Genomic DNA, 21,968 nt, shown 5'->3' with positions numbered 1-21,968 from the left:
ATTAACTTTTTCGTCTCAATCAATTACATGAATTAATCTAGAAATGCTTGCTGTAATGCTTTCAGTCCATCGCTGTAAATACCATGAAACAGATTAATTGCCTCTTCATCACTAACCTCAACAGGAGTGAACGTACCAGACCACTCTACTAATGATGTGTTACTTTCAGTACCTTTTTTCACCCGGATTGTAGATAAATAATTAGTGACCGGGAACGGTGCATTCATGATTGAATACGTGTAGTAGCGTTCCTTATCATTGAATACTTCTAAGCGTTCTATAATTGTATCACCATCTGGATTAGCTAGATGACGTACACGACCGCCTTCAGTTAATTTACTACTAGGTATATAAGGTAACCAGTCTGGAAGGGAGTTGAAACCTCCGATTAATTGCCATACTTGTTCAGGTGATCCGAAAATTTCCATAGATATAGTAGTATATGCCATGTTCATTACGCTCCTTTTTATCCCGGTATTTACGGGTAAATAATCAGTAGGGGATAAACCGCCCCACTGATTAAAGTTTCACTTTATAGGTCCATAACTTATAGTGAGAATGAATTTTATTGTGGATTTTTTATTTGATATATAATTATAAAGTTAAAACTATATACTTTTAATGATTAAATTATATAATAAATATAGAAACGAAAATTTATGAGCAAGGAAGTTGAAAAATATGACATTAACAATGGGCTTTATTGGATTTGGAAAGTCAGCTAACCGCTATCACTTACCTTATGTAAACACACGTAATAATATAAAAATAAAAACGATTTTTGTACGTCAAATAAATGAAAAATTAGCGGCTCCATATAAGGAAAAAGGTGTTTACTTCACTACTGATTTGGATGAATTGTTGAATGACAAAGAAATTCAAGTGGTGACGGTCTGTACGCCAGCACATACGCATTACGAATTAGCGAAAAAAGTTATACTTGCTGGAAAGTCAGTTATCGTTGAAAAACCATTTTGCGATACAGTGGAACATGCGAAAGAATTATTAGCTTTAGGACGAGAAAAAGGTGTAGTAGTTATGCCTTATCAAAACCGCCGTTTTGATGGTGATTTTTTAGCTGTGAAGCAAGTAGTTGAACAAGGATTCCTTGGTGATATTATTGAGATTGAATCACATATTGATTATTTCCGTCCTGGTTCAATCACTCATGAAGCTCCAAAAGAAGAAGGTTCATTTTACAGTTTAGGTATTCATACGATGGACCGTATGATTTCACTATTCGGCCGTCCAGATACGGTGACATACGATATTCGTAATAATGAAATGGAAGGTGCGGTTGATAATTATTTCGATGTTGGTTTACATTACGGAAATCAGTTGAAGATTAAGCTGAAAACGAACCATGTCGTAGCAAAAGATTATCCACGCTTTATCGTTCATGGAACAAATGGATCATTTATTAAATATGGTGAAGATCAGCAGGAAAATGATTTGAAAGCGGGGATTATGCCTGAGAGTGCAGGGTTTGGTGAAGATTCACCGATGTACTATGGAGTTGCTAAATATCGTAATGCAAATGGTGACTGGATTGAAAAACAAATTAAAACGCCGCTTGGTGATTACGGTCGTTTCTATGATTCCGCGTATGAAACAATTATAAATGGTGCACCAAAACTTGTGAAAGACGAAGAAGCGGTAACGAATATTGAAATCTTAGAAAATGGATTTGCTGCCCCATCACCTTCAGTTTACAAACTTGAGGCTTTACATTTGAATGAATAGAAGAGAGTTTGCAGTATAAAGGAGGTATGAAAATGGCAAGCGGATCAACACAAGTAAAATACCTCGGCATTTATCAAAAGATTAAACAGCAAATTTTAGACGGTGAATATAAAATCAACGAAAAAATTCCGAGTAGCCCCGTCCTTGCTGAAGAATTTGGTGTTTCAGCCCTTACTATTAAGAAAGCGCTGGATCTATTAGTTAGAGATGGCTACATCATCCGCCGGCGCGGAAGCGGAACAGTGGTGCAAGATTGGCGTCAACAGGAAAAGGCACGAATGATTCAAACTTTAACGGGTACGAAAGCTGTATACGGCAGTGAGGTAGAAAGTAAAATTATCGAGTTTGCGATTGTTGGGGCTGATGAAGTAGTTGCTGAGAAATTGGGAGTTTCAATCGGTGATTTCGTCTATAAAATCATTCGCCTCCGCATCATTCACAGCATTCCGACGATTATGGAGCATACATGGATGCCAATTTCGGTTATCCCAGGTGTTGGGGCTTCTGTTTTAGAGGAGTCGATATACTCACATATTCAAAATAAACTTGGTCTTGAAGTAGGGACATCTGTTGTCAGGGTTAAAGGAATTCGCCCAGATGATAGGGAAAAGCAGTTTATGAACTTAACAAATCAGGATTTCCTAATGCGAGTTGAACAAGTAGCTTATTTAACGGATGGACGAACTTTTGAATATTCTTATGCAGATCATCTACCCGAAACCTTTGAGTTTGAAACAGTCATTACTGCAAAAAATTATAAAGAGATATAAAAATCGGTTGAGGCAAGTATTGTCTCAACTGCTCCTATTATACGTTAATAGAATGAATCCAAGACTTAACATTTGATTTATAGAACTGTAAAGTTTAAAATTACAGTATAGTTTTTAGAAGTGAGTTGTTATCGTCTGTAAAATGTAGATAAATTAAATATTCTCGAATAAATAATATTGCTTGTATTTGATTCTAAACTGTAATTTTTTTTAATACATTTCAATAACCGATGTTTAAAATGTACGTTTCATAACATTAAAGGAGTGAGTTAAATATGGTAATTCTATATACAACAGCAAGCTGTGCCTCATGCCGAAAAGCGAAAGCATGGCTTGAAGAGCATCAAATTGATTATATTGAAAAAAACATCGTATCAAATTCTATGACAGTTGATGAGCTTAAATCGATTCTTCGTTTAACTGAAGAAGGGGCTACTGAAATTATTTCAACTAGATCCAAAACTTTTCAGGACTTAAATATAAATATTGATGAGCTCTCGCTAAATGAATTTTATACATTAATAATTGAGCATCCACTAATGTTACGTCGCCCGATTATGCTGGACGAAAAAAGATTGCAAATTGGTTTTAACGAAGAAGAAATTCGTAAATTTTTACCACGTAGCGTCCGAACATTTTTAAACATTGAATTACAAAAGTTGGCTAATTAATAAATAATATTTCTTATGGAAAATTTTCTTGAAAGGAGGAAGCAGAAGATGATTGAAGTATGTGTTACAGTTAATTATAATGATAGAAATTATCAAACAAATGTTATTGTGAGTAAAGATACGATTTGGACAAAAATTAAACAACTGGCAGAAGAACAAGTGAAGAAACAGTGGAGTGTTTAATTTTATTTTCAACTTAAAAAGCTAAATGAAGTTATCAGATATAGGTGGGCCCGGATAGAATATAAGAGAATTAATTTTTTATGGCAAGAAGTATTCTATATGTTTTAACGTTCTAACCTATCTGTAATATTTATGGCTATAGTATATTAATATATGAAAAACAATATTTTGAATCGTAGGAGGAAAATCATGAACAGCGACTTTACCTTGGCCATACACAGTTTAACTTATTTAGCTTTACAGCCAGATCGGATGTCAACAAGTAATGCTATTTCAGAAAGTGCAGGTGTACATCCAGTACGCATTCGCAAAGTACTAAGTTTGTTAAAAAAACATAAGTTTATACAATCGAAAGAGGGGACTGGTGGCGGTTTTATTTTCGCTCGCGATTTAGATGAAATTAATCTTTGGCATATTTATCAGATAACCTCTGAAGGTGCTTTGCAGCCGAAGTGTCCAGAATCAAACAATCAGTGTGTTGTAGGTTCGAACATGCGAAAAGTTCTTTTCGCTATTTTCTTAGGTGCTGAAGAGCATCTAGGTGAATACTTAAAGAATTATACAATGAAAGAAGTTGTTGACCTTATCAATCAAGAGCGTTAAGCGGCTTAATTATTATATAGCCGTGAGTTCTTAACACTTAAATGTAATGAAAAATATTACAGTATAATTGTTTTTATATCTTTTTTATCGTCACAAAAAATATTTATAGGAAGGTGAAACGGTATGATGTCAAATAATAATCATGTTTTAAAAGTAGGAGATTGGGTTCGTGGAATATCAAATGAAGGTGAGTTAATAGTTGGTTATATTGTGTCACTTGATGATGTGGAGGATATAGTTACAGTTAGTATTGTGAAACGTGACGGCAAGTACACAATAAATGAAGCGATTTTACTCTTTAGTAAACACGTTAACAAACTTCCTGAATCAAAGGTAATAAATAAGGAACAAATCCTTTATCTTATAGATCTTGCATTATTAACAGGGGATGAAGAATGGTTTATCGAGCTTTCTTCAAAATTAAACTCGATAAAAGAGCTAGTTAATGAGGGATTTTAAAATTTAAACTTTTGAGGATGCACACAATCCGCCTTATGGAGAGGACATAATTACTTTTCGCATAAAAGGAAATGATGTAAAAACGATTCATTACAAACATAGAGATATTCCTGATAACGATAATTATGTAAATGAGCTGTCCATATGGGGCAGCTTTTTTGTTTTTTTACTCAGTGTATCTTTTTAAAATGTATATGAATTCAATATCAATAATATATATCCTAAAATTTGGTTTTTTTATTTTGGAATTTTTTCTTTTTACCTACATTAATTATTTATTAGAATATCTTTTATGTTTAAAATGAAATTTTTTGATAAAGGGGATATAAGTATCTTTATAATGAGTAACCTAGAAAAACAATGTATTATTGTATTTTTTTACTAACTAATTCAGCTTTAAGCGATAAAAACAATGGCTACATGCTAACTGTAAAATATTATCCATATAAAATTATTCCACTTTAATATTTCTGAAAATATAAAAATATTAATTTTATAAATATACACGTTATAATGAGGGCGTCGAGAGAAATTTTATTATCTCTGGAGAAAATATAAAAAATGCGATTACTAGTAAGAAAGGTGTGTGATTAGAGGCGAAATGTATGTAATGTGCTTCAGTGGCTTGTGTAAGCAATATCATCAGTGCTACCGAAGTTATGAAGGTAATGTATAGAATTGAGAAAGAAATGCCTCGCAAATGAAGAGAGGCCGGTTTAGCTAAAATTACTGTTAAAAGTAAAAAAGAGAAACCATTAAAGTAATACACTGTTATTAGAAATGTTGCAACGTATTTATGAAGTCTATTTTATATTGTTCTCTTAAGAGGTCTTTATATAAAGAGCGGATATTACGAGTAAACTTTTTTGTGAACGCTAACAATTATATTAGGACGCTAACTAGCGAATGTTTCAATTTGGATTCATTATGATGAAGGACATACAAAGTGGGGCAACTTGTAAGGAATTCATTTTCCGAAAAGGGAATATTTGTTAGGCGTAAAGAGAGATGTAGGAATAGATACAAGGGGGAGTTATTATATGAACGGGAATACTGCAAAGAAAATAGAAGTTCAAGCTGAAAATACCGCACGAAAAAATGAGCAATATGCAGATCCGAAAAAGTGGCATAAGCAGGATACTACATGGGCACTCAGTCTATTTGGAACTGCAATTGGAGCAGGGGTGCTCTTTTTACCGATTAATGCAGGTTCAGGTGGTTTATTATCTTTACTACTAATTACATTACTTGCATATCCAGTTATGTATTACTCACATAGGGCGCTTGCTAAAATGATATACGCTTCTAATTCTGCTGATGAGGGGATCACAGGTACAATTAGAGAGTATTTCGGAAATAAAGCGAGTATCATTTTTAACATCGTATATTTCGGTTCAATTTATACAATCGTACTAATGTATTCGGTTGCGCTTACAAATACTGCAAGTAGTTTTATCGTGCATCAATTGCACATGCCAGAACCTCCAAGGGCTATTTTATCACTTGTATTAGTTCTTGGTCTTATCGCTATACTAAATTTTGGTCAAGATATTACTGTAAAGGTAATGAGTATGTTAGTGTATCCTTTCATAGTTTCTTTACTTTTTATCGCAATATCTTTAATTCCACAGTGGAATACGTCAATGCTTAGTTTTTCAGCTGTTTCAACTGCTTCAACAGGAACAGGCTATTTTGGAACGATATTGATGATTCTACCAATCATCGTATTCTCATTTAATCATTCACCTATGATTTCATCATTTGTTGTGAAACAGAGAGCTACGTATGGAATCGAAGCCACTGATGCTAAATGTGCGCAAATACAAAAGGTTTGTTATATCATGACATTCGCTGTTGTTATGTTCTTCGTTTGGAGTAGTGCATTGAGCTTGACTCCAGATGATATAAAAATGGCAAAAGAACAAAACTTATCAATTCTTTCATATCTTGCTAATGAGCTTAATTCGCCTGTAATCACTATTGCAGCTCCAATTATTGCTTTTGTGGCTATTACAAAGTCTTTCCTTGGCCATTATATCGGAGCATTTGAAGTAATGCGTGACATGATTATTAAGTTCGGTAAATCACGTGGAAAAGATATTGAAGAAAAAACAATTAAGACAGTAATCCTTACTTTCGTTGTATTATCATGCTGGTTTGTTGCTTATACAAATCCAAGTATTCTTGGACTTATTGATTCTCTAAGCGGTCCTTTAGTTGCTGCTATCTTATGTCTATTACCGATGTATGCGATTCAAAAAGTGCCAGTACTAGCTAAATACAAAGGGAAAATGAGCAACGTATTTGTTATTATTGTAGGTGTACTTACAGTTTTAGCAAGTATTAAGTCATTATTCTAATTCACTACTGTTGGTTTTAGTATCAAAATAGTTGGATCTGAGAAAAGAAGGAGCAAGTTTTGAATAGTTTTTTTCAAAACTTGCTCTTAAAATATTCTAATGAATTAATTTTACAAATAAGTTTATTCATATTAGTCATCTAGCGTTTTGGTTATATACTCATCCAATATTATCAAGACCTAAATCGAGAAATTTTAAATATCAAGCGCCTAACGTATTATATATCCCTAATATGTTAGGCGCTTTTATTTTGGATAATAAATTTTGAACCTGAATTTGAATAGTATCTCTATTTGATGCTTATTTAATATTGTAAAATTTGTATTGAAAATTCGAGGTTTTAAAAGTACCATATACATATTCAAACATTTGAAGATGTATATGGTACTTTTGAAAATTGAGGAAAATTAACGGAGGGATTTCAATGGGAAACGAAATGCAACAATTTAAAGCAGATTTCTTTAAAGCCTTAGCACACCCTTTGCGAATAGGTATCTTAGAATTATTGTCAGAAGGTGAAAAAAGCGTAAACGAAATTCAAGATATTCTAAATAAGGAAGGTTCAGCTGTTTCTCAGCAATTAAGTGTACTACGTTCAAAAAACATTGTTGTTGGTAGAAAAGATGGAAAAAGAGTTTTATATTCTTTACGAGACCCTATTATTGTGGATTTATTGGTGGTTGCACGGAAGATTTTTAACAACCATTTAATCGATACGATTTCAATGTTAGAAGAGCTAGATGGAGCAGAAAGTGAAATGATGGCTAAGGAGGGATAGGTTGAGTATTGAGGTTAAGAAAGAAGATATCATCCAACATGGGATTGAAACATTTCGCTCATTAGGAGCTCATTACGTTTGTGAAGTTTGTATAAAAAGTGGAAATTCTTGTTGTTTTTCATGCCAACATTTACAAGATGGAGTTGGATGTCGAAAAAGAAATACTGCTTGTACAGCTTGGTTATGTGGAATTCAAGGTTTTTTATTTGATCAAATAGGATTACTGGATGAATGGAATCGTTTTTGGAGTGAAATTCCAGGACAAATGTTTCGTAGAGATATTACTCCAGATAAGGTAAGGATTAGATCGTTTATTGATACGAAGAAGCTAGATAGTCGAGCCGGAGAACGTCTAGCAGAAAGATTGAAATCCTATGTACAACAAGGTGGAGATATAGGTGAATTGGAGTGTCATTTAAGTAAAACATATAGTAAATATTAGGGTGGTTTTTCTTTTTGTGAAAAGGACAATTTTCTGTATAAGGGACCGAGAAATACATTTGTAATCCAGATCTATTAAAAATAGAAAAGAAGGGTTTGTAATGAGAAAGTTATTTACAGGAAGGTTTGAAGGATATTCATTAGCACATTTTCAAAAGGATCTTCTTTCAGGAATGATTGTTGGAGTTGTTGCGATTCCACTTGCTATGTCTTTTGCTATTGCCTCTGGTGTTAAGCCAGAGTATGGGATTTATACAACCTGTATTGCTGGAATACTCATTTCACTGTTTGGTGGTTCGAAGTATCAAATTGGAGGACCTACAGGTGCTTTTGTTCCGATTCTTTTAGGAGTTGTAATTACCTATGGATACGAAAATTTACTACTCGCGGGTTTGTTAGCTGGAATTATTTTATGTCTTATGGGAATCTTCAAGCTAGGCTCTTTAATTAAGTTTATTCCACGTCCTGTAACAATTGGTTTTACTTCAGGTATTGCTGTTATTATTTTTACGGGACAAATTGCTAGTTTTTTAGGTTTAACAGGTATAAAAAAGCATGAGGAATTTCTAGCGAATTTGAAGGAACTCTTCACTCATATCAGTACTACCAATTTTTATAGTGTTATAACTGCTTTGATTTGCTTTTTTGTTATACTCATAACACCAAAGATTTTACCAAAAGTGCCTGGTTCATTAGTAGGTGTTGTTATTTCAACTGTAATTGCAACTGTATTTTTCTCAGGTTATGTACCTACTATTGGTACAGCATATGGTACGATTCCAAATACACTTCCTCAGTTTGATATACCAGAAATCACATTAGAACGTATAAAGCAGTTAATTGGTCCTGCATTTGTTATTGCGATGCTCGGTGGAATTGAATCACTTTTATCCGCTGTCGTGGCAGATGGTATGACAAATAGTAAACACAACAGTAACAAAGAGCTTATCGGTCAGGGGATTGCCAATATTGTTACCCCGTTATTTGGCGGAATTCCGGCAACTGGAGCGATTGCACGTACAGCAACTAATATTAAGAGTGGAGCTGTATCTCCGATGGCGGGTGTTATTCACGGAGGATTTGTGTTATTTACACTTCTACTGTTAGCGCCATATGCTTCACATATTCCACTTGCTAGTATGGCCCCGATTTTAATGGTGGTAGCTTGGAATATGAGCGAGCAGAAACATTTTTATCACATACTTAAAATGAAGACGGGAGATTCTCTTGTATTATTGGTAACATTTTTACTTACTGTATTTACTAGTTTAACAACAGCTGTAGAGATTGGTCTTATATTAGCTATTATTTTGTTTACAAAACGTATGAGTAATATGCTTGTCATATCAAAAGTGCTTCCTGATCATACAAAAAGAAATGAAAAATTGCTACCACATGTGGTAAATAAAGCTCATGATTGCCCACAAATTAGCATTTATACAATAGAAGGGCCATTATTTTTTGGGGCTGCTCAAACATTTGAACAAAATATTTTAGCGACTATTCATTATAAACCTAATGTTTTAATTTTACGTATGGGAAAAGTTCCTTTTATTGATACCACAGGAGAGTCTTACTTTAGGAATATTGTTCAGCACTTCAAAAAACAAGGTGGCGTACTTCTTATTTCTGGAATTCAATCAGAGCTAAAAGCCAATCTAGATAAGAATGGATTGTCCGCTGAGATTGGGGAAGAAAACTTTTTTAATCATACCGGAGAAGCAATTAATTGTGCTTTAGGACATCTGAATACAAAAAAATGTATAGGGTGTAAGCATCTTGCTTTTCATGAATGTACAGGGCTTTCTCAGCAATCTCAGGAAATCAATACAATAAAGAATAAAGAAAATGCATTAGATTTTTAAAAATTTCACTTCACATACAAAGTTTGTTTGAGTTAATCCACTTTTTTAATCATTTTATTAAAAAAGTAGAGAAGAAGAAAGTTTGCTTTGGAGAATGTGGAGAAGATTTTTTACAAGGTGTGAACAAGTAGTTTTTTTATACATTCAACAAATAAGTATCAAACAGCAAGAAGAGAATATTTTCCCTACATTTAAACGAAAAACGAAAAACGGAAATTAAAAATAATATTTATTTAATAGAATAAACGAAAACGAGTGGAGGAAATAAAAATATGCCTAATTTACCAAATTGTCCAAAATGTAATTCAGAATACACTTACGAAGATGGGAATCTTTTTGTTTGTCCAGAATGTGCTCATGAGTGGACTTTAGAATTAGAAGCTGAAAATAGTGAAGATACAAAGGTAATTAAAGATGCAAATGGAAATATTTTAAACGATGGTGATTCTGTAACAGTAATTAAAGATCTTAAAGTAAAAGGAACTTCATCAGTTGTAAAAATTGGTACAAAAGTAAAGAGTATCCGATTAGTTGATGGAGATCATGATATTGATTGTAAAATTGATGGTTTTGGAGCTATGAAATTAAAATCTGAATTCGTTAAAAAGGTATAAATACAAATTTTGTTACATCAAAATTAGTTTGAAGTTAATGAATATACACTGTTTTTCAGCTGTACCCCGTGCCCGACAACTTAAGAATTTCGAATTACCCTGAAATGATAAAATGAACTTTTTGGTTATGATTCAGCAGATTTTTTTTGAGTACCATGAAATTTTAGCTTGCTAGCGATATAGTACTGCCGAAATATTTGAAATAGCTATAAGACTATTCTTTCGATGGTATGATGAAAGATGTGGAAAAGGAATAGGAATAGGTCTCAATCAGACCTCAATATTAATCTTCACCATTAGCAACAAAAAACCACCTCTCATAAAGGTGGTTTTTCAGTATTAATATATTTTAACTATTCACGTCTAAATGGACCTTTTGGAGCAATAAGCTCTAAATTAGTACCATCTGAATCGGGGAAGTAGGCAACTCCTGTACCAAATCCAGTTTTCTAGCCGTCTTCTTGAAAGATAATTGGTTCGTCATCTGGGTGCTATCCTATGCCCATCAAGCTAACAAAATGGATTGCCTCTGAAACAAAAAATGATTTTTATTACTATAAAAAACGTAAAGTATCTGTTTTTAGAAAAAATTAATTTTTATAAATTGATGGAGATATAACTCAATTCTTTTATATATGTAGTTAAATATGATTGTCAGAATGAACTTAAAGTAATTATGATTTCTAGAAATACGAACTGATGTTTTGAATTGGTTTAAAGTTGCTGGAACAAAATAAAACCAATTGAGCAAAAAAACTTGCAAAAATAAAAAGAGAGATGTATATTAATTGATGTATCAATAATTGATACATCAATTAATATTTTAACAAGAAAGAAAAGGAATATTTTATGAAGGAAATGTTCGTAAATATCAGTGGAGAAGAACGCAAAATACTTATTCATGTTCTATTACAGATGCAAAAAAATGTAGAGAATATTAAAGAATAGAGAGTGTAGGGGGCAGAATAGTGTGGAAATAATCGCAGCTATTTTAGTCGGGATCGTAGCATTAGAACATTTGTTTATCATGATCCTTGAAATGTTTTTTATTGATTCAAAAGTAGCGAAACGTGCTTTCAAATTACCGAAGCATTTAGAAGGAGATCGAAACGTAGCCATTATGTTTGCAAACCAAGGTTTATATAATGGATTTTTAGCGGCTGGTCTCATTTGGGGACTTGTACTTGGGCTCAATCCAATTGGTTATATGGTCCAATTATTTTTCGTGATTTGTGTGGTGATAGCAGCTATTTTCGGAGGTTTCACATCTAATAAATCAATTATTGTGAAACAAGGACTTCCAGCTGTTTTAGCATTGGTTGCCCTTTTATGTATAATATAGAATCAAAGTTTTTCAATAAAAGAACTCATTTTTGAAAAGAATACGCTATTCTTTCTTTAGAATTATAGGAAAGGATGGCGTTTTTGTATGTCTATTTCTATATGTAGTGAATTATAACTATTCTCTCAAGGGACTCAACTGCTTTTCAGCTTTTGGATATATTTTCATCCATCTTTGTTTCCTCCTATTGTTGGATAGTGTAATAATTGATAAAAATTTTGATGAAATTGGATTATAACGATTGATCAAAAAAGTTAGTGATTAAAAATATTATTCTTTAGTACATACATTTTTAAGATGTTAAATATATTTCATAATAGTCTCTGTAAGATAGGGATAAGTAGAATAGTACTTTTTATAACTTTGAATGTCATTCATAATAGCACCAGTAAGAAGAAAACAAGCTTTACGGTACTACTAGTTACCAAAGATGTTACAGTAGTTTATTTAGAATCAGATTGATTGAAAGGTTGTACTATATGGCCTAATAATTTCGAAAAAATGTCGGTGTGGCATAAAATAATTATGGAGGTTAAAGATATGAGTACTTCAAATTTGAATGAAATAAGTAAACAAATTTTAAAAGAGGAGGAAACACTTCAATTTTCCTCTTTTACAAATGAAGATGCCTTGCAACTAGGTTTATTTATCGTTGAAACAGCAAAGCGAGAGGGGAAATTGATTGCTGTTGATATAACGAAAAATGGTGTGCAATTATTTCATTTCAAGATGACAGGAACAAATGAGGAAAATACGAAATGGATTGAGCGTAAAAAACGAGTCGTTTCCCTGCATGATCGTAGCTCGTATTATATGCAGATACAAAGTGAAATAACTGGGGTCTCCTATAATGAAAAATATCTTTTAGATACTTCAGAATACGCTGCGTTTGGTGGATGTTTTCCTATCAGAATAAAAAACGTAGGGGTTATTGGAATGATAACAGTTTCAGGATTACCACCAGAAGAAGATCACGAATTGGTAATAAGGGCAGTTAAAAATCATTTGAAGCAATAGTAAAAATAAATGTGATGGTTAAGTAAAAGCCAAGAATGAACATATTATTGTTCGTTTTTGGCTTTTTATTATTTTTTTCTTATAGTCGGCTAAGAGGGTTCTTTTACAGGTAGTACTTAATTTTGCAATGTTCTTTAAATTGCATCGTTTTGTTCGAGTGAGCGAAATTGCTGTAATTGAAGATGCTCTAAATTAATGTGAAATTTGGTGATTAAAGTAGCTACATTTCATATTTGTGTAAATATGAAACAAGCAGGATACATGAATAGAGAATGGGTAAAATAGTACCGAATGATGATTAGATTTTATGAATGATGTTATAAGGCTTTTTTTAGGAAAACTGAAGGAAGCAGTGTGTTTAGATTTAGAATGACTGGCAATGGGTGCTAGGAAGTTCAATGATTCAAAAATGAACGCATTTAAACGCATACTATCTTCGAGATGTATCATTTTGAAGAATATTAAAACTTAGGAGGAACGGAATTATGACAAAAGATTTCTATACTGCACTGAAAGAAAGACGTACTTACTATGGGATTAATAAAGAGGTACAAGTATCGGATGAAAAAATTAAAGAAATCGTGGAGTTTGCTGTGAAATATACTCCATCCGCTTTCAATTCTCAAACTGCACGATTAGTTGTATTATTTGGTGAAGCTCATGATAAATTATGGGATATTACCACTGAAACATTAAGAAAAGTAGTTGGAGATGGAGACTTTTCAGGAACGCAACAAAAAATGGATTCTTTTAAAGCTGGTTATGGAACAGTATTATTCTTTGAAGATGAGGCTATCGTTAAATCGCTTCAAGAAAAGTTTGCTGCATATGCTGAAAACTTCCCAATTTGGTCACACCAAGCATCAGGTATGCACCAATTAGTCGTGTGGACAGGTTTAGAAGCAGAGGGATTAGGGGCATCATTACAACATTATAATCCATTAATTGACGATGAGGTAAAACAAGAATGGAATGTCCCTGCTAATTGGAAACTAATTGCACAAATGCCATTTGGTAATCCAACAGCTGCACCAGGTGAAAAAGAATTCCAACCACTTGAAGAGCGTGTGAAATTTCATAAGTAATATTCGAATGTAATAATACGGTCTAGCTATAGTAGAGTTATTCGCTCTTTTTCGGGAAAGGGCCATGCTATTGATGAAATCGGAAAAATACTATTATATAAAAAAAGAACAAGGCGATCATTTTTGATTGCCTTGTTTGACATTTGTACAATTAATCTACGCATTAAGCTAACAGCATGAATCATTATTTATATTATCGGGTTATTGTTACCAAACGTTTTTCAACACTATTTTTCCTATTGCTTTATTCGACTCCAAATGATCATGTGCTTGTGCAACTTCATCAAACGTAAAAGATTTAGAATCTAGCAATGGACGAAGTTTTCCTTCTTCTACAATTTGCGTTATTTTCGTTAAGATTTCTCCGCAATCATTACGTTTATCTGTATGTAATATTTTTAACGCCATAAAAGTAACGTGCAGAGAGAGTCCTTTTGCGTGTAAAGGAGAGAGGTCATGGGTTGAACGAGCGGCGATTGTTACGACGATTCCATTGACCGCAGCAGCTTCAAAAGAATGATCAAGATTCTTGCCGCCTACTGTATCAAATATAACTTCAAATCCGTTTCCATTCGTATGTTTTTGTACATATTCTTGAACAGATTCTTCTTTATAATTAATAGCTATATCGGCTCCTAAACGATGGGCTATTTCCATTTTGTTTTGCTGAGAAGCTGTTGTGAAAACTTTAGCGCCTGCCCATTTAGCTAGTTGAATGGCTACGTGTCCTACGCCACCAGTAGCTCCATGAATGAGCACATTTTGACCAGGTTTAATATTTGCACGATCAAATAAAGATTCCCAAGCTGTAATTGCAACTAATGGTAGAGCAGCAGCTTCTTCCATTGTTAAATTGTTAGGTTTGTGAGCAATTAATCGTGCATCAGCAAGCATAAATTCTGCAAGTGCACCTCCAGTTTCTTTAAAACCTCCGGCACATCCGTATACTTTATCCCCTGATTTGAATTTCGAAACACCTTCTCCTACTTCAATAACAATACCAGCTACATCGCCGTGTAATATAGCTGGAAACTCAGGAGCGACGGCTGAAACGGCACCACTACGCATTTTTGTATCGATTGGATTTACACTTGTTGCTTTTACATCGATTAGAACATGACCTGGTAAAAGTTTTGGTTTTGAAACTTCTTCTAATTGAAATACAGATGAATCCCCAAAAGAATGGATAATTTGTGCTTTCATAGTTTATACCTCCTGTTTGTGGTTATAGCATAGCAAAGTACGAAAAATAAGTATAATATTTTGAATTTTGTTAGTGAGAATTTTATATAGAGAAGGGGAAAGTACGTGAAATAATGTAACGTACTTGCGAAAGCAATTGTAAAGCTTTATGAAGAAAGGGTAGATGTTATTTTTGCAGCATGATTTATTCATTATGTTTATCCCGCTATTTGCCGGGCAGTAAGACCCCCGCCTCAAAATTCAGCGAAAGCAAAGAAGTTAGGTGGGAGTTGGGCTGCTCGTAAAAGCCCGATTGGTGAAGGCTAATAATCAGTGGGGATGAACAAAACCTCCACTGATTAAAGTTTCACTTTATTCGGAGCGACAGGGGATTTAGCGAAACGCAAAATTTACCCTGCTTTATATAAACTATTTAGTAATCAAAATATACCACAATCTATTTCGATTATCGGTATTGGCAGAAGGGCAATGTCAGATGTGGAATTTCAAACAAAGGTGGAACAATCCCTTGCTACATTTTCTAGAATATCTTCTGATGACGAATCAGGAGTAGAAGAATTTATTAGCACATTTCGTTATTGTCAATTAGATACAGCGAATATAGTGGGCTATCAAGATTTACTGAGCCTTGTAAAAAAGCGTGAAACAGAATTAAATATTTCTGAAAACCGTATGTTTTATCTATCTGTTGTACCAGAAGTATTTGATGTGATTGCTTTAAATATTAAAGAGAGTGGATTGTGGACTACAAAAGGATTAAACCGTCTTATTATAGAGAAGCCTTTTGATTATAATGTAACGTCTGCTCGCGAGTTTAACCGAAAATTAATTGAAGATTTTGATGAAACTGATATTTATTATATCAATCATTATCTTTGAAAATGAATGGTAACTAGGAATACACTTAGAAAAGTATTACAAAATAAATAGTATTTAATTCAAGACATTTTTATTGACGATAATAATTTATGTGGTTAATATACTAGACATAGGATTACTTAATTACTAAAAGTAATTAGATATAAAATATTTCGTTAAGTTCTATAAATAAGTAAGTTGCAGTAGAAATGCTTTGAATTGCCACTATTAATATTGGGGACAATGAGAGAGCGAAAGGTATAAAAAGAATTGGAATTAGATAACTCTTTGTTTTTTATAAAAACAGGAAGTATAAGAGTATGAGCTTCTGTACAATTCATTTTTAGTATATTGACGAGGATTATACAACAAGAGGGGGACTGAACTTGGAATCAATGACCTTTGTTTTATTTGGAGCGACAGGGGACTTAGCGAAACGCAAAATTTACCCCGCGCTATATAACTTATATAGAGATCAAAAGCTTCCAAAGCAAATATCTGTTATCGGGCTTGGAAGACGTCAAGTATCTCATGAAGATTTTCAAGAAAGAATAAAAGAATCAATAGAGACGTTTTCCCGTCAGAGGGAAGAAGGTACTCCGGAACTCGAAGGTTTTTTAGATAATTTTCGCTATTGTCCATTAGATGTGAGTAAGCCGGAAGATTATGAGAGATTATTACAAGTCGTTCGTGAAAGGGAAGAAGAACTACATATAAAAGGAAATAGAATGTTCTATCTTTCAGTTGCTCCTGAATTTTTCGAGACGATTGCTTTAAATATTAAGGAAAGCGGACTTGATAAAACGGATGGATGGAAACGCCTGATGATTGAGAAACCGTTTGGGCACGACCTTACATCTGCTCGTGAGCTTAATGATAAGCTTAGTCGCACGTTTGAAGAAGACGAGATATACCGTATCGATCATTATTTAGGTAAACCGATGATTCAAAATCTTGAAGCGCTAGAATTTGCAAATCCTGTTCTCCAGTCGATTTGGAATAAAGAACATATAGCGAATGTACAAATTACAGCTAGTGAAACGGTTGGGGTTGAAGAAAGAGCTGGATATTATGATCACGCAGGAGCCATTCGAGATATGGTTCAAAATCATATGTTACAAATATTAATGATGACTGCTATGAATCTGCCGGAAAAGGTTAATGCGTGTGAAATTCGAGAGGAAAAACGAAAAGTAATGGAGACGCTTCGTAAAGTGAAAAAAGAAGACGTTCAAAACCATATCGTTCGCGGTCAATACGCTTCAGGAGAGATAAAAGGCGGGCAAGTTGTAGCATATAAAGAGGAACCAGGAGTAAATCCTTCTTCTAACATAGACACATTTGTTGCTGCTCGCTTGTGGATCGATAATCCGTTTTGGACTGGCGTTCCATTTTATATACGAACAGGAAAACGAATGAAAGAAAAGTCTACTCGTATTGTAATCGAGTTTAAAAATACGTTAAAACAGCAATATCAAGATAATAATCCAAATGCAGCACCTAACTTATTAATAATTGAAATTAGCCCAGGTGAGAACGTTTCATTACAGTTAAACAGTAAAAATCCATTGAAAAATGGAGAAATTGAACCGATGCGTATTAACTTTACTTGTGAGCAAGCGGATGTGGGAGTACCTGAAGCGTATGAAAGACTCATTCATGATGCTGTGAGTGGAGACGCTACATTCTTTGCACATTGGAGAGAAGTTGAATTGTCATGGGAATGGGTACAACCAATTCTTGAAGCGTTCGAGGAAAACTTATTACCGCTTCATGAATATGAGTCTGGTTCATATGGTCCAGAAGCGTCTAATGAACTGTTACAAGAAAGTGGATTTAAATGGTGGTTAGATCAAGAGACGGAAAAATAAGTACTTTCTTTAATGAAAGCATTTAGGGGGACGATTACTATGACACAAAACATAAATCAATTAGCAGTGAATACACTTCGTACGTTATCGATTGATGCTATTAATGCGGCAAACTCAGGTCATCCAGGTCTTCCGATGGGAGCAGCGCCAATGGCTTATGCATTATGGGCGAATCATTTAAATTACAATCCTAATCACCCAGAATGGTTTAACCGTGATCGTTTCGTTTTATCGGCGGGACATGGATCTAGTCTGTTATATAGCCTGCTTCATTTAGCTGGATATGATGTTTCAATTGATGACTTGAAAAACTTCAGAAAGTTAAATAGTAAAACACCAGGACATCCTGAGTTTGGTCATACTTCTGGAGTCGAAGCAACGACAGGCCCGTTAGGACAAGGGATTGCCAATGCTGTCGGAATGGCAATGGCAGAAGCGCATTTAGCGGCGAAGTTCAATAAGGATAGTCACTCTATTATAAATCACAATACGTACGCTTTAGTCGGAGATGGTGACTTAATGGAGGGTGTCGCTTATGAAGCGATGTCAATGGCAGGACATATGAAACTTGGCAAGTTAATTGTACTGTATGATTCAAATGAAATTTCACTTGATGGTGAATTAGGCATTGCTTTCTCTGAAGATATTCAGAAAAGGGCAGAATCTGTACATTGGCAATATGTAAGAGTTGAAGATGGAAACGATGTCGATGCTATTACAAAAGCTATTCAATCAGCGAAAGAAAATACGGATCAACCTACTCTTATAGAAATTAGAACTATTATAGGTTATGGAAGTCCAAAAGTTGCTGGAACGAACAAAGCACATGGTAATCCGCTTGGCGTAGAAGAGGCAACAGCGACAAAACAAGTGTATGGTTGGGATTATGAGGAAGATTTCTTTGTACCTGAAGAAGTAAAAGCTCATTTTAATGAACTGAAACAAAAAGGTATTGAAAAAGAAAATGACTGGAATGAGCAATTCAACTCATACAGAGAGTCGAACCCTGCACTAGCAGATGAATTAGAAAAAGCGATTACAGGTGAGGTTTTAATTGAAGCGAAAGACATTCTATCTTTTGATACTGAAAAAACGATTTCCACTCGTGTTGCAAGTGGGGAAGCTATTAATCATTATGTGAAATCGATTCCTTCTATTTTCGGTGGAAGTGCAGATCTTTCTCATTCCACTATGACAGATATAAAAGGTGAAGCTGTGTACGCGGTAGAATCGTATGCTGGACGAAATATATACTTCGGTGTACGTGAACATGCAATGGGCGCGGCAGCGAATGGACTGGCTCTCCATGGAGGAGTAAAACCTTTCGTAAGTACATTCTTTGTATTTAATGATTACCTTCGTCCATCGATTCGACTGGCTGCACTGCAAAAGTTACCTGTTACTTACGTATTTACACATGATTCGATTGCTGTAGGAGAAGATGGTCCAACGCATGAACCAATTGAACAATTGGCAGCGCTTCGAGCAATTCCTGGTCTAACAGTTATCCGTCCGTCAGATGCAAATGAAACAGCAAGTGCTTGGGCGTATGCTTTACAGCAAACGGATGGTCCAGTCGTTTTAGTACTGAGCCGTCAAAATTTACCGGTGTTTAATGAAACGAAAGCGAACATAGAGAATCTCTCTAAAGGAGCTTACGTATTAACACAAACAAATGAAAATCCGGATGTAATTTTAATTGCGACAGGTTCTGAAGTATCCTTAGCTGCTAGTGCGAAAGCAAAATTAGAAGAAGATCAAGTTTCTGTTCGCATCGTTGCAATGCCGAGCTGGGAGTTATTCGATCGCCAATCGAACGAATATAAAGAATCCGTTCTTCCGTCTTCTATAACGAAACGAGTATCTCTTGAAATGGGTGTATCTCTAGGTTGGGAACGTTATGTAGGACAAGAAGGAAAAGTACTATCAATTGAAACATTTGGAGCTTCAGGAACTGGAGCTGAAGTCATGAATCTATTTGGATTTACGACAGAAAATGTTGTTCAAATTACAAAAAATGTGTTGAATTCTTAAGCTATGACTGTGAATACCTTTCTGTACATACTAACATTTCAGTGCTGAAAGGTATTCCAGATTGTAGTGATATGGATTTTTAATAAAAGATGATTTGAGGAGGAATTATATTATGCAAGTAGGATTAATTGGGTTAGGTAAAATGGGATTAAATTTAGGGAAAAATTTAATGGATCATAAACATGAAGTAGTAGCATTTGATTTAAATACGAGCGCAGTAGAAGAAATGAAAGAGTACGGGGCAACGGGTACATCTAGTTTAAGTGAACTTGTTCAGTCATTACAATCACCAAGAATTCTTTGGGTAATGGTACCACACGCTGTTGTTGATTCTGTTATTGATGAGGTTACACCACTTTTATCAAAAGGAGATATTTTAATTGAAGCTGGTAATTCACATTATAAAGAGTCTATCCGCCGATATGAGCAATTAAAGAAAGATGGCATTCACTTTATGGATGCAGGAACTTCTGGCGGAATGGAAGGCGCTCGTAATGGTGCTTGTTACATGATCGGAGGAGATCAAGAAGCTTGGGACATCGTTGAACCTATCTTCCGCGATACTGCTGTAGAAAATGGATTCTTATATGCTGGAAAAGCTGGTAGTGGTCACTTCTTAAAAATGGTTCATAACGGAATTGAATACGGTATGATGGCTGCTATTGGTGAAGGATTTGAGATTCTAGAGAAAAGTGAATTTGACTACGATTATGAAAAAGTATCAAGAGTATGGAACAACGGTTCAGTAATTCGTTCTTGGTTAATGGAATTAACAGAAAATGCATTTTCTAAAGATGCAAAACTGGATGAAATTAAGGGTGTTATGCATTCTTCTGGTGAAGGAAAATGGACAGTAGAAACAGCATTAGACCTTCAAACAGCAACTCCTGTTATCGCAATGTCTCTATTAATGCGCTACCGCTCATTAGACAATGATACATTTACAGGAAAAGTTGTAGCAGCTCTGCGCAATGAATTTGGCGGACATGCAGTAGAAAAGAAATAAAGTGAAACTTTAATAAATAGGGGCTTTATTCCATACCAATCGGGCTTTTACGGGATAAGCATATTAAACATGTAACTCATCAACGTTTAAAAACTGGAGGGAATTGATCATGAAATTTTTTATTGATACTGCAAATCTTGAGGACATAAAAAAAGCATATAAACTTGGAGTTTTAGCTGGTGTTACAACGAATCCTTCTTTAGTAGCAAAAGAGGGCGTTAAGTTTGAAGACCGTATCGCAGAAATTTGTCAGGCAGTACCTAAAGTTGAGTCTGTTTCGGCAGAAGTAACTCCAGATGCTGTTACAGCTGAAGAAATGATTGCTCAAGCAGAAGAATTAATTAAAATTAACGGTGGCGATAAAAACGTCACGATAAAACTTCCAATGACGCTAGCAGGATTAGAAGCTTGTCGCTATCTTACTGAAAAAGGTGTGAAAACGAACGTTACACTTATTTTCACTGTGAACCAAGCACTTTTAGCTGCTCGAGCGGGTGCAACGTACGTTTCTCCATTTTTAGGACGCTTAGATGATATTTCTGAAGATGGTGTATTATTAGTTGCTAAAATTGCTGAATTATTCGATGTTCATCAATTAGATACACAAATTATTGCGGCTTCTGTCAGACATCCAGATCATGTAACTCGTGTAGCGATGGCAGGTGCTCATATTGCAACAATTCCTTATAAAGTAATTGAACAACTTGCTATGCACCCATTAACAGACCAAGGTATTGAGAAGTTTGCTGCGGATTGGGCGAAAGCTCCTAAATTATAATGCATGAAAGTGAAGGTGCTTTCCGAAAATTGCTTTTCATGAGAGGACAAATCCTAAGTAACTTCATCGTTTAAACTGGATCCTGAGTTTGTAGTCTTACTACGTGAAAACAGCAGAGAAGAAAGTGTCATTCACTTTTAAAAAAGGAAAAATTGATCGCGCGAAGCATTTATCACAATAACATTATAATTATTAAAGAGAAATCCCCTTATTAGAGAGATGAGTTATAGTGTATCTCTAATAAGGGAGATTCTTTTTATATAAATCATTATGATGTGAAGATGCTT

General features: G+C 34.4%; 20 protein-coding genes and 3 pseudogenes. 20 read left to right on the top strand and 3 right to left on the bottom strand.

Going from position 1 to position 21,968, the window contains the following annotated elements; translation table 11 throughout:
* Window positions 1–32 precede the first annotated feature (32 nt).
* A complete protein-coding gene (locus tag AC1Q51_RS20895; protein WP_000332041.1) occupies window positions 33–449 on the bottom strand; it encodes an SRPBCC family protein in 417 nt (138 codons plus the stop codon).
* Window positions 450–681: 232 nt separating this feature from the next.
* Here AC1Q51_RS20895 and AC1Q51_RS20890 point away from each other — a divergent pair, with 232 nt between their 5' ends.
* The 12 genes and pseudogenes from AC1Q51_RS20890 to AC1Q51_RS20835 all read left to right on the top strand — a co-directional run bounded on the left by AC1Q51_RS20890 (window position 682) and on the right by AC1Q51_RS20835 (window position 10,487).
* Window positions 682–1,743: an oxidoreductase gene (locus AC1Q51_RS20890; protein ID WP_000176645.1), complete on the top strand. Its 1,062-nt coding sequence runs from the start codon at window positions 682–684 to the stop codon at window positions 1,741–1,743.
* 32 nt (window positions 1,744–1,775) lie between these two features.
* Entirely contained in the window at window positions 1,776–2,513 is a 738-nt protein-coding gene (locus AC1Q51_RS20885) for a GntR family transcriptional regulator (RefSeq protein ID WP_086403312.1), read from the top strand.
* A gap of 275 nt (window positions 2,514–2,788) precedes the next feature.
* Window positions 2,789–3,184 carry a transcriptional regulator SpxA gene (gene spxA / locus AC1Q51_RS20880; RefSeq protein WP_000236189.1) on the top strand — a complete coding sequence of 132 codons (396 nt, stop codon included), beginning with the start codon at window positions 2,789–2,791 and terminating at the stop codon, window positions 3,182–3,184.
* Between the two features lie 48 nt (window positions 3,185–3,232).
* Window positions 3,233–3,367 (top strand): BA3454 family stress response protein, encoded by a 135-nt coding sequence (locus AC1Q51_RS20875; RefSeq protein WP_000573532.1) that lies wholly within the window; start codon window positions 3,233–3,235, stop codon window positions 3,365–3,367.
* A gap of 189 nt (window positions 3,368–3,556) precedes the next feature.
* A complete protein-coding gene (gene saiR / locus AC1Q51_RS20870) occupies window positions 3,557–3,970 on the top strand; it encodes an Rrf2-family transcriptional regulator SaiR (RefSeq protein WP_001083465.1) in 414 nt (137 codons plus the stop codon).
* A 123-nt stretch (window positions 3,971–4,093) separates the two neighbouring features.
* On the top strand, window positions 4,094–4,429 hold the full coding sequence (locus tag AC1Q51_RS20865; protein WP_000987461.1) for an IDEAL domain-containing protein: 336 nt from the start codon (window positions 4,094–4,096) through the stop codon (window positions 4,427–4,429).
* A 7-nt stretch (window positions 4,430–4,436) separates the two neighbouring features.
* Window positions 4,437–4,616 (top strand): annotated as a pseudogene (locus tag AC1Q51_RS20860) (DUF3888 domain-containing protein); the annotation flags it as partial.
* A gap of 853 nt (window positions 4,617–5,469) precedes the next feature.
* Complete coding sequence (locus AC1Q51_RS20855) at window positions 5,470–6,789, top strand: aromatic amino acid transport family protein (RefSeq protein WP_001014190.1); 1,320 nt, start codon at window positions 5,470–5,472, stop codon at window positions 6,787–6,789.
* Window positions 6,790–7,213: 424 nt separating this feature from the next.
* Window positions 7,214–7,567 (top strand): ArsR/SmtB family transcription factor, encoded by a 354-nt coding sequence (locus AC1Q51_RS20850; protein ID WP_000526189.1) that lies wholly within the window; start codon window positions 7,214–7,216, stop codon window positions 7,565–7,567.
* A 1-nt stretch (window position 7,568) separates the two neighbouring features.
* Entirely contained in the window at window positions 7,569–8,009 is a 441-nt protein-coding gene (locus tag AC1Q51_RS20845) for a hypothetical protein (protein WP_000021461.1), read from the top strand.
* Window positions 8,010–8,109: 100 nt separating this feature from the next.
* Complete coding sequence (locus AC1Q51_RS20840; RefSeq protein ID WP_199717278.1) at window positions 8,110–9,873, top strand: SulP family inorganic anion transporter; 1,764 nt, start codon at window positions 8,110–8,112, stop codon at window positions 9,871–9,873.
* A gap of 272 nt (window positions 9,874–10,145) precedes the next feature.
* Window positions 10,146–10,487 carry a zinc ribbon domain-containing protein YjdM gene (locus AC1Q51_RS20835; protein ID WP_001133198.1) on the top strand — a complete coding sequence of 114 codons (342 nt, stop codon included), beginning with the start codon at window positions 10,146–10,148 and terminating at the stop codon, window positions 10,485–10,487.
* 353 nt (window positions 10,488–10,840) lie between these two features.
* Here AC1Q51_RS20835 and AC1Q51_RS20830 read toward each other — a convergent pair.
* A pseudogene (locus AC1Q51_RS20830) lies at window positions 10,841–10,975 on the bottom strand (VOC family protein); the annotation flags it as partial.
* 482 nt (window positions 10,976–11,457) lie between these two features.
* On the opposite strand from AC1Q51_RS20830, the gene AC1Q51_RS20825 reads away from it, so the two are divergent.
* The 3 genes from AC1Q51_RS20825 (at window position 11,458) to AC1Q51_RS20815 (ending at window position 13,931) form a co-directional block, all read left to right on the top strand.
* Entirely contained in the window at window positions 11,458–11,829 is a 372-nt protein-coding gene (locus tag AC1Q51_RS20825; RefSeq protein WP_000402471.1) for a DUF1304 domain-containing protein, read from the top strand.
* A 501-nt stretch (window positions 11,830–12,330) separates the two neighbouring features.
* Window positions 12,331–12,846, top strand: coding sequence for a heme-degrading domain-containing protein (locus AC1Q51_RS20820; protein ID WP_100910103.1), 516 nt, complete (start codon window positions 12,331–12,333; stop codon window positions 12,844–12,846).
* Window positions 12,847–13,331: 485 nt separating this feature from the next.
* Window positions 13,332–13,931: a nitroreductase family protein gene (locus AC1Q51_RS20815; RefSeq protein ID WP_000158938.1), complete on the top strand. Its 600-nt coding sequence runs from the start codon at window positions 13,332–13,334 to the stop codon at window positions 13,929–13,931.
* 207 nt (window positions 13,932–14,138) lie between these two features.
* Here the strand turns inward: AC1Q51_RS20815 and AC1Q51_RS20810 are convergent, their stop codons facing one another.
* Entirely contained in the window at window positions 14,139–15,134 is a 996-nt protein-coding gene (locus tag AC1Q51_RS20810; RefSeq protein ID WP_090977522.1) for a zinc-dependent alcohol dehydrogenase family protein, read from the bottom strand.
* A gap of 363 nt (window positions 15,135–15,497) precedes the next feature.
* Between AC1Q51_RS20810 and AC1Q51_RS20805 the strand changes: the two are divergent.
* The 5 genes and pseudogenes from AC1Q51_RS20805 to fsa all read left to right on the top strand — a co-directional run.
* Window positions 15,498–16,013: pseudogene (locus AC1Q51_RS20805) on the top strand (glucose-6-phosphate dehydrogenase); the annotation flags it as partial.
* 365 nt (window positions 16,014–16,378) lie between these two features.
* Window positions 16,379–17,863 carry a glucose-6-phosphate dehydrogenase gene (gene zwf, locus AC1Q51_RS20800; protein ID WP_090977524.1) on the top strand — a complete coding sequence of 495 codons (1,485 nt, stop codon included), beginning with the start codon at window positions 16,379–16,381 and terminating at the stop codon, window positions 17,861–17,863.
* Between the two features lie 39 nt (window positions 17,864–17,902).
* Entirely contained in the window at window positions 17,903–19,897 is a 1,995-nt protein-coding gene (gene tkt, locus AC1Q51_RS20795; protein WP_071714596.1) for a transketolase, read from the top strand.
* A gap of 112 nt (window positions 19,898–20,009) precedes the next feature.
* The gene (gene gnd / locus AC1Q51_RS20790; protein ID WP_001195925.1) at window positions 20,010–20,903 is read left to right on the top strand and encodes a phosphogluconate dehydrogenase (NAD(+)-dependent, decarboxylating); all 894 of its coding nucleotides are present in this window, start codon (window positions 20,010–20,012) and stop codon (window positions 20,901–20,903) included.
* A gap of 109 nt (window positions 20,904–21,012) precedes the next feature.
* Complete coding sequence (gene fsa, locus AC1Q51_RS20785) at window positions 21,013–21,681, top strand: fructose-6-phosphate aldolase (protein ID WP_000667692.1); 669 nt, start codon at window positions 21,013–21,015, stop codon at window positions 21,679–21,681.
* Window positions 21,682–21,968 lie beyond the last annotated feature (287 nt).

The organism is Bacillus sp. MT94, assembly GCF_058792475.1.
This window is presented reverse-complemented; position numbering and strand designations above follow the sequence as displayed.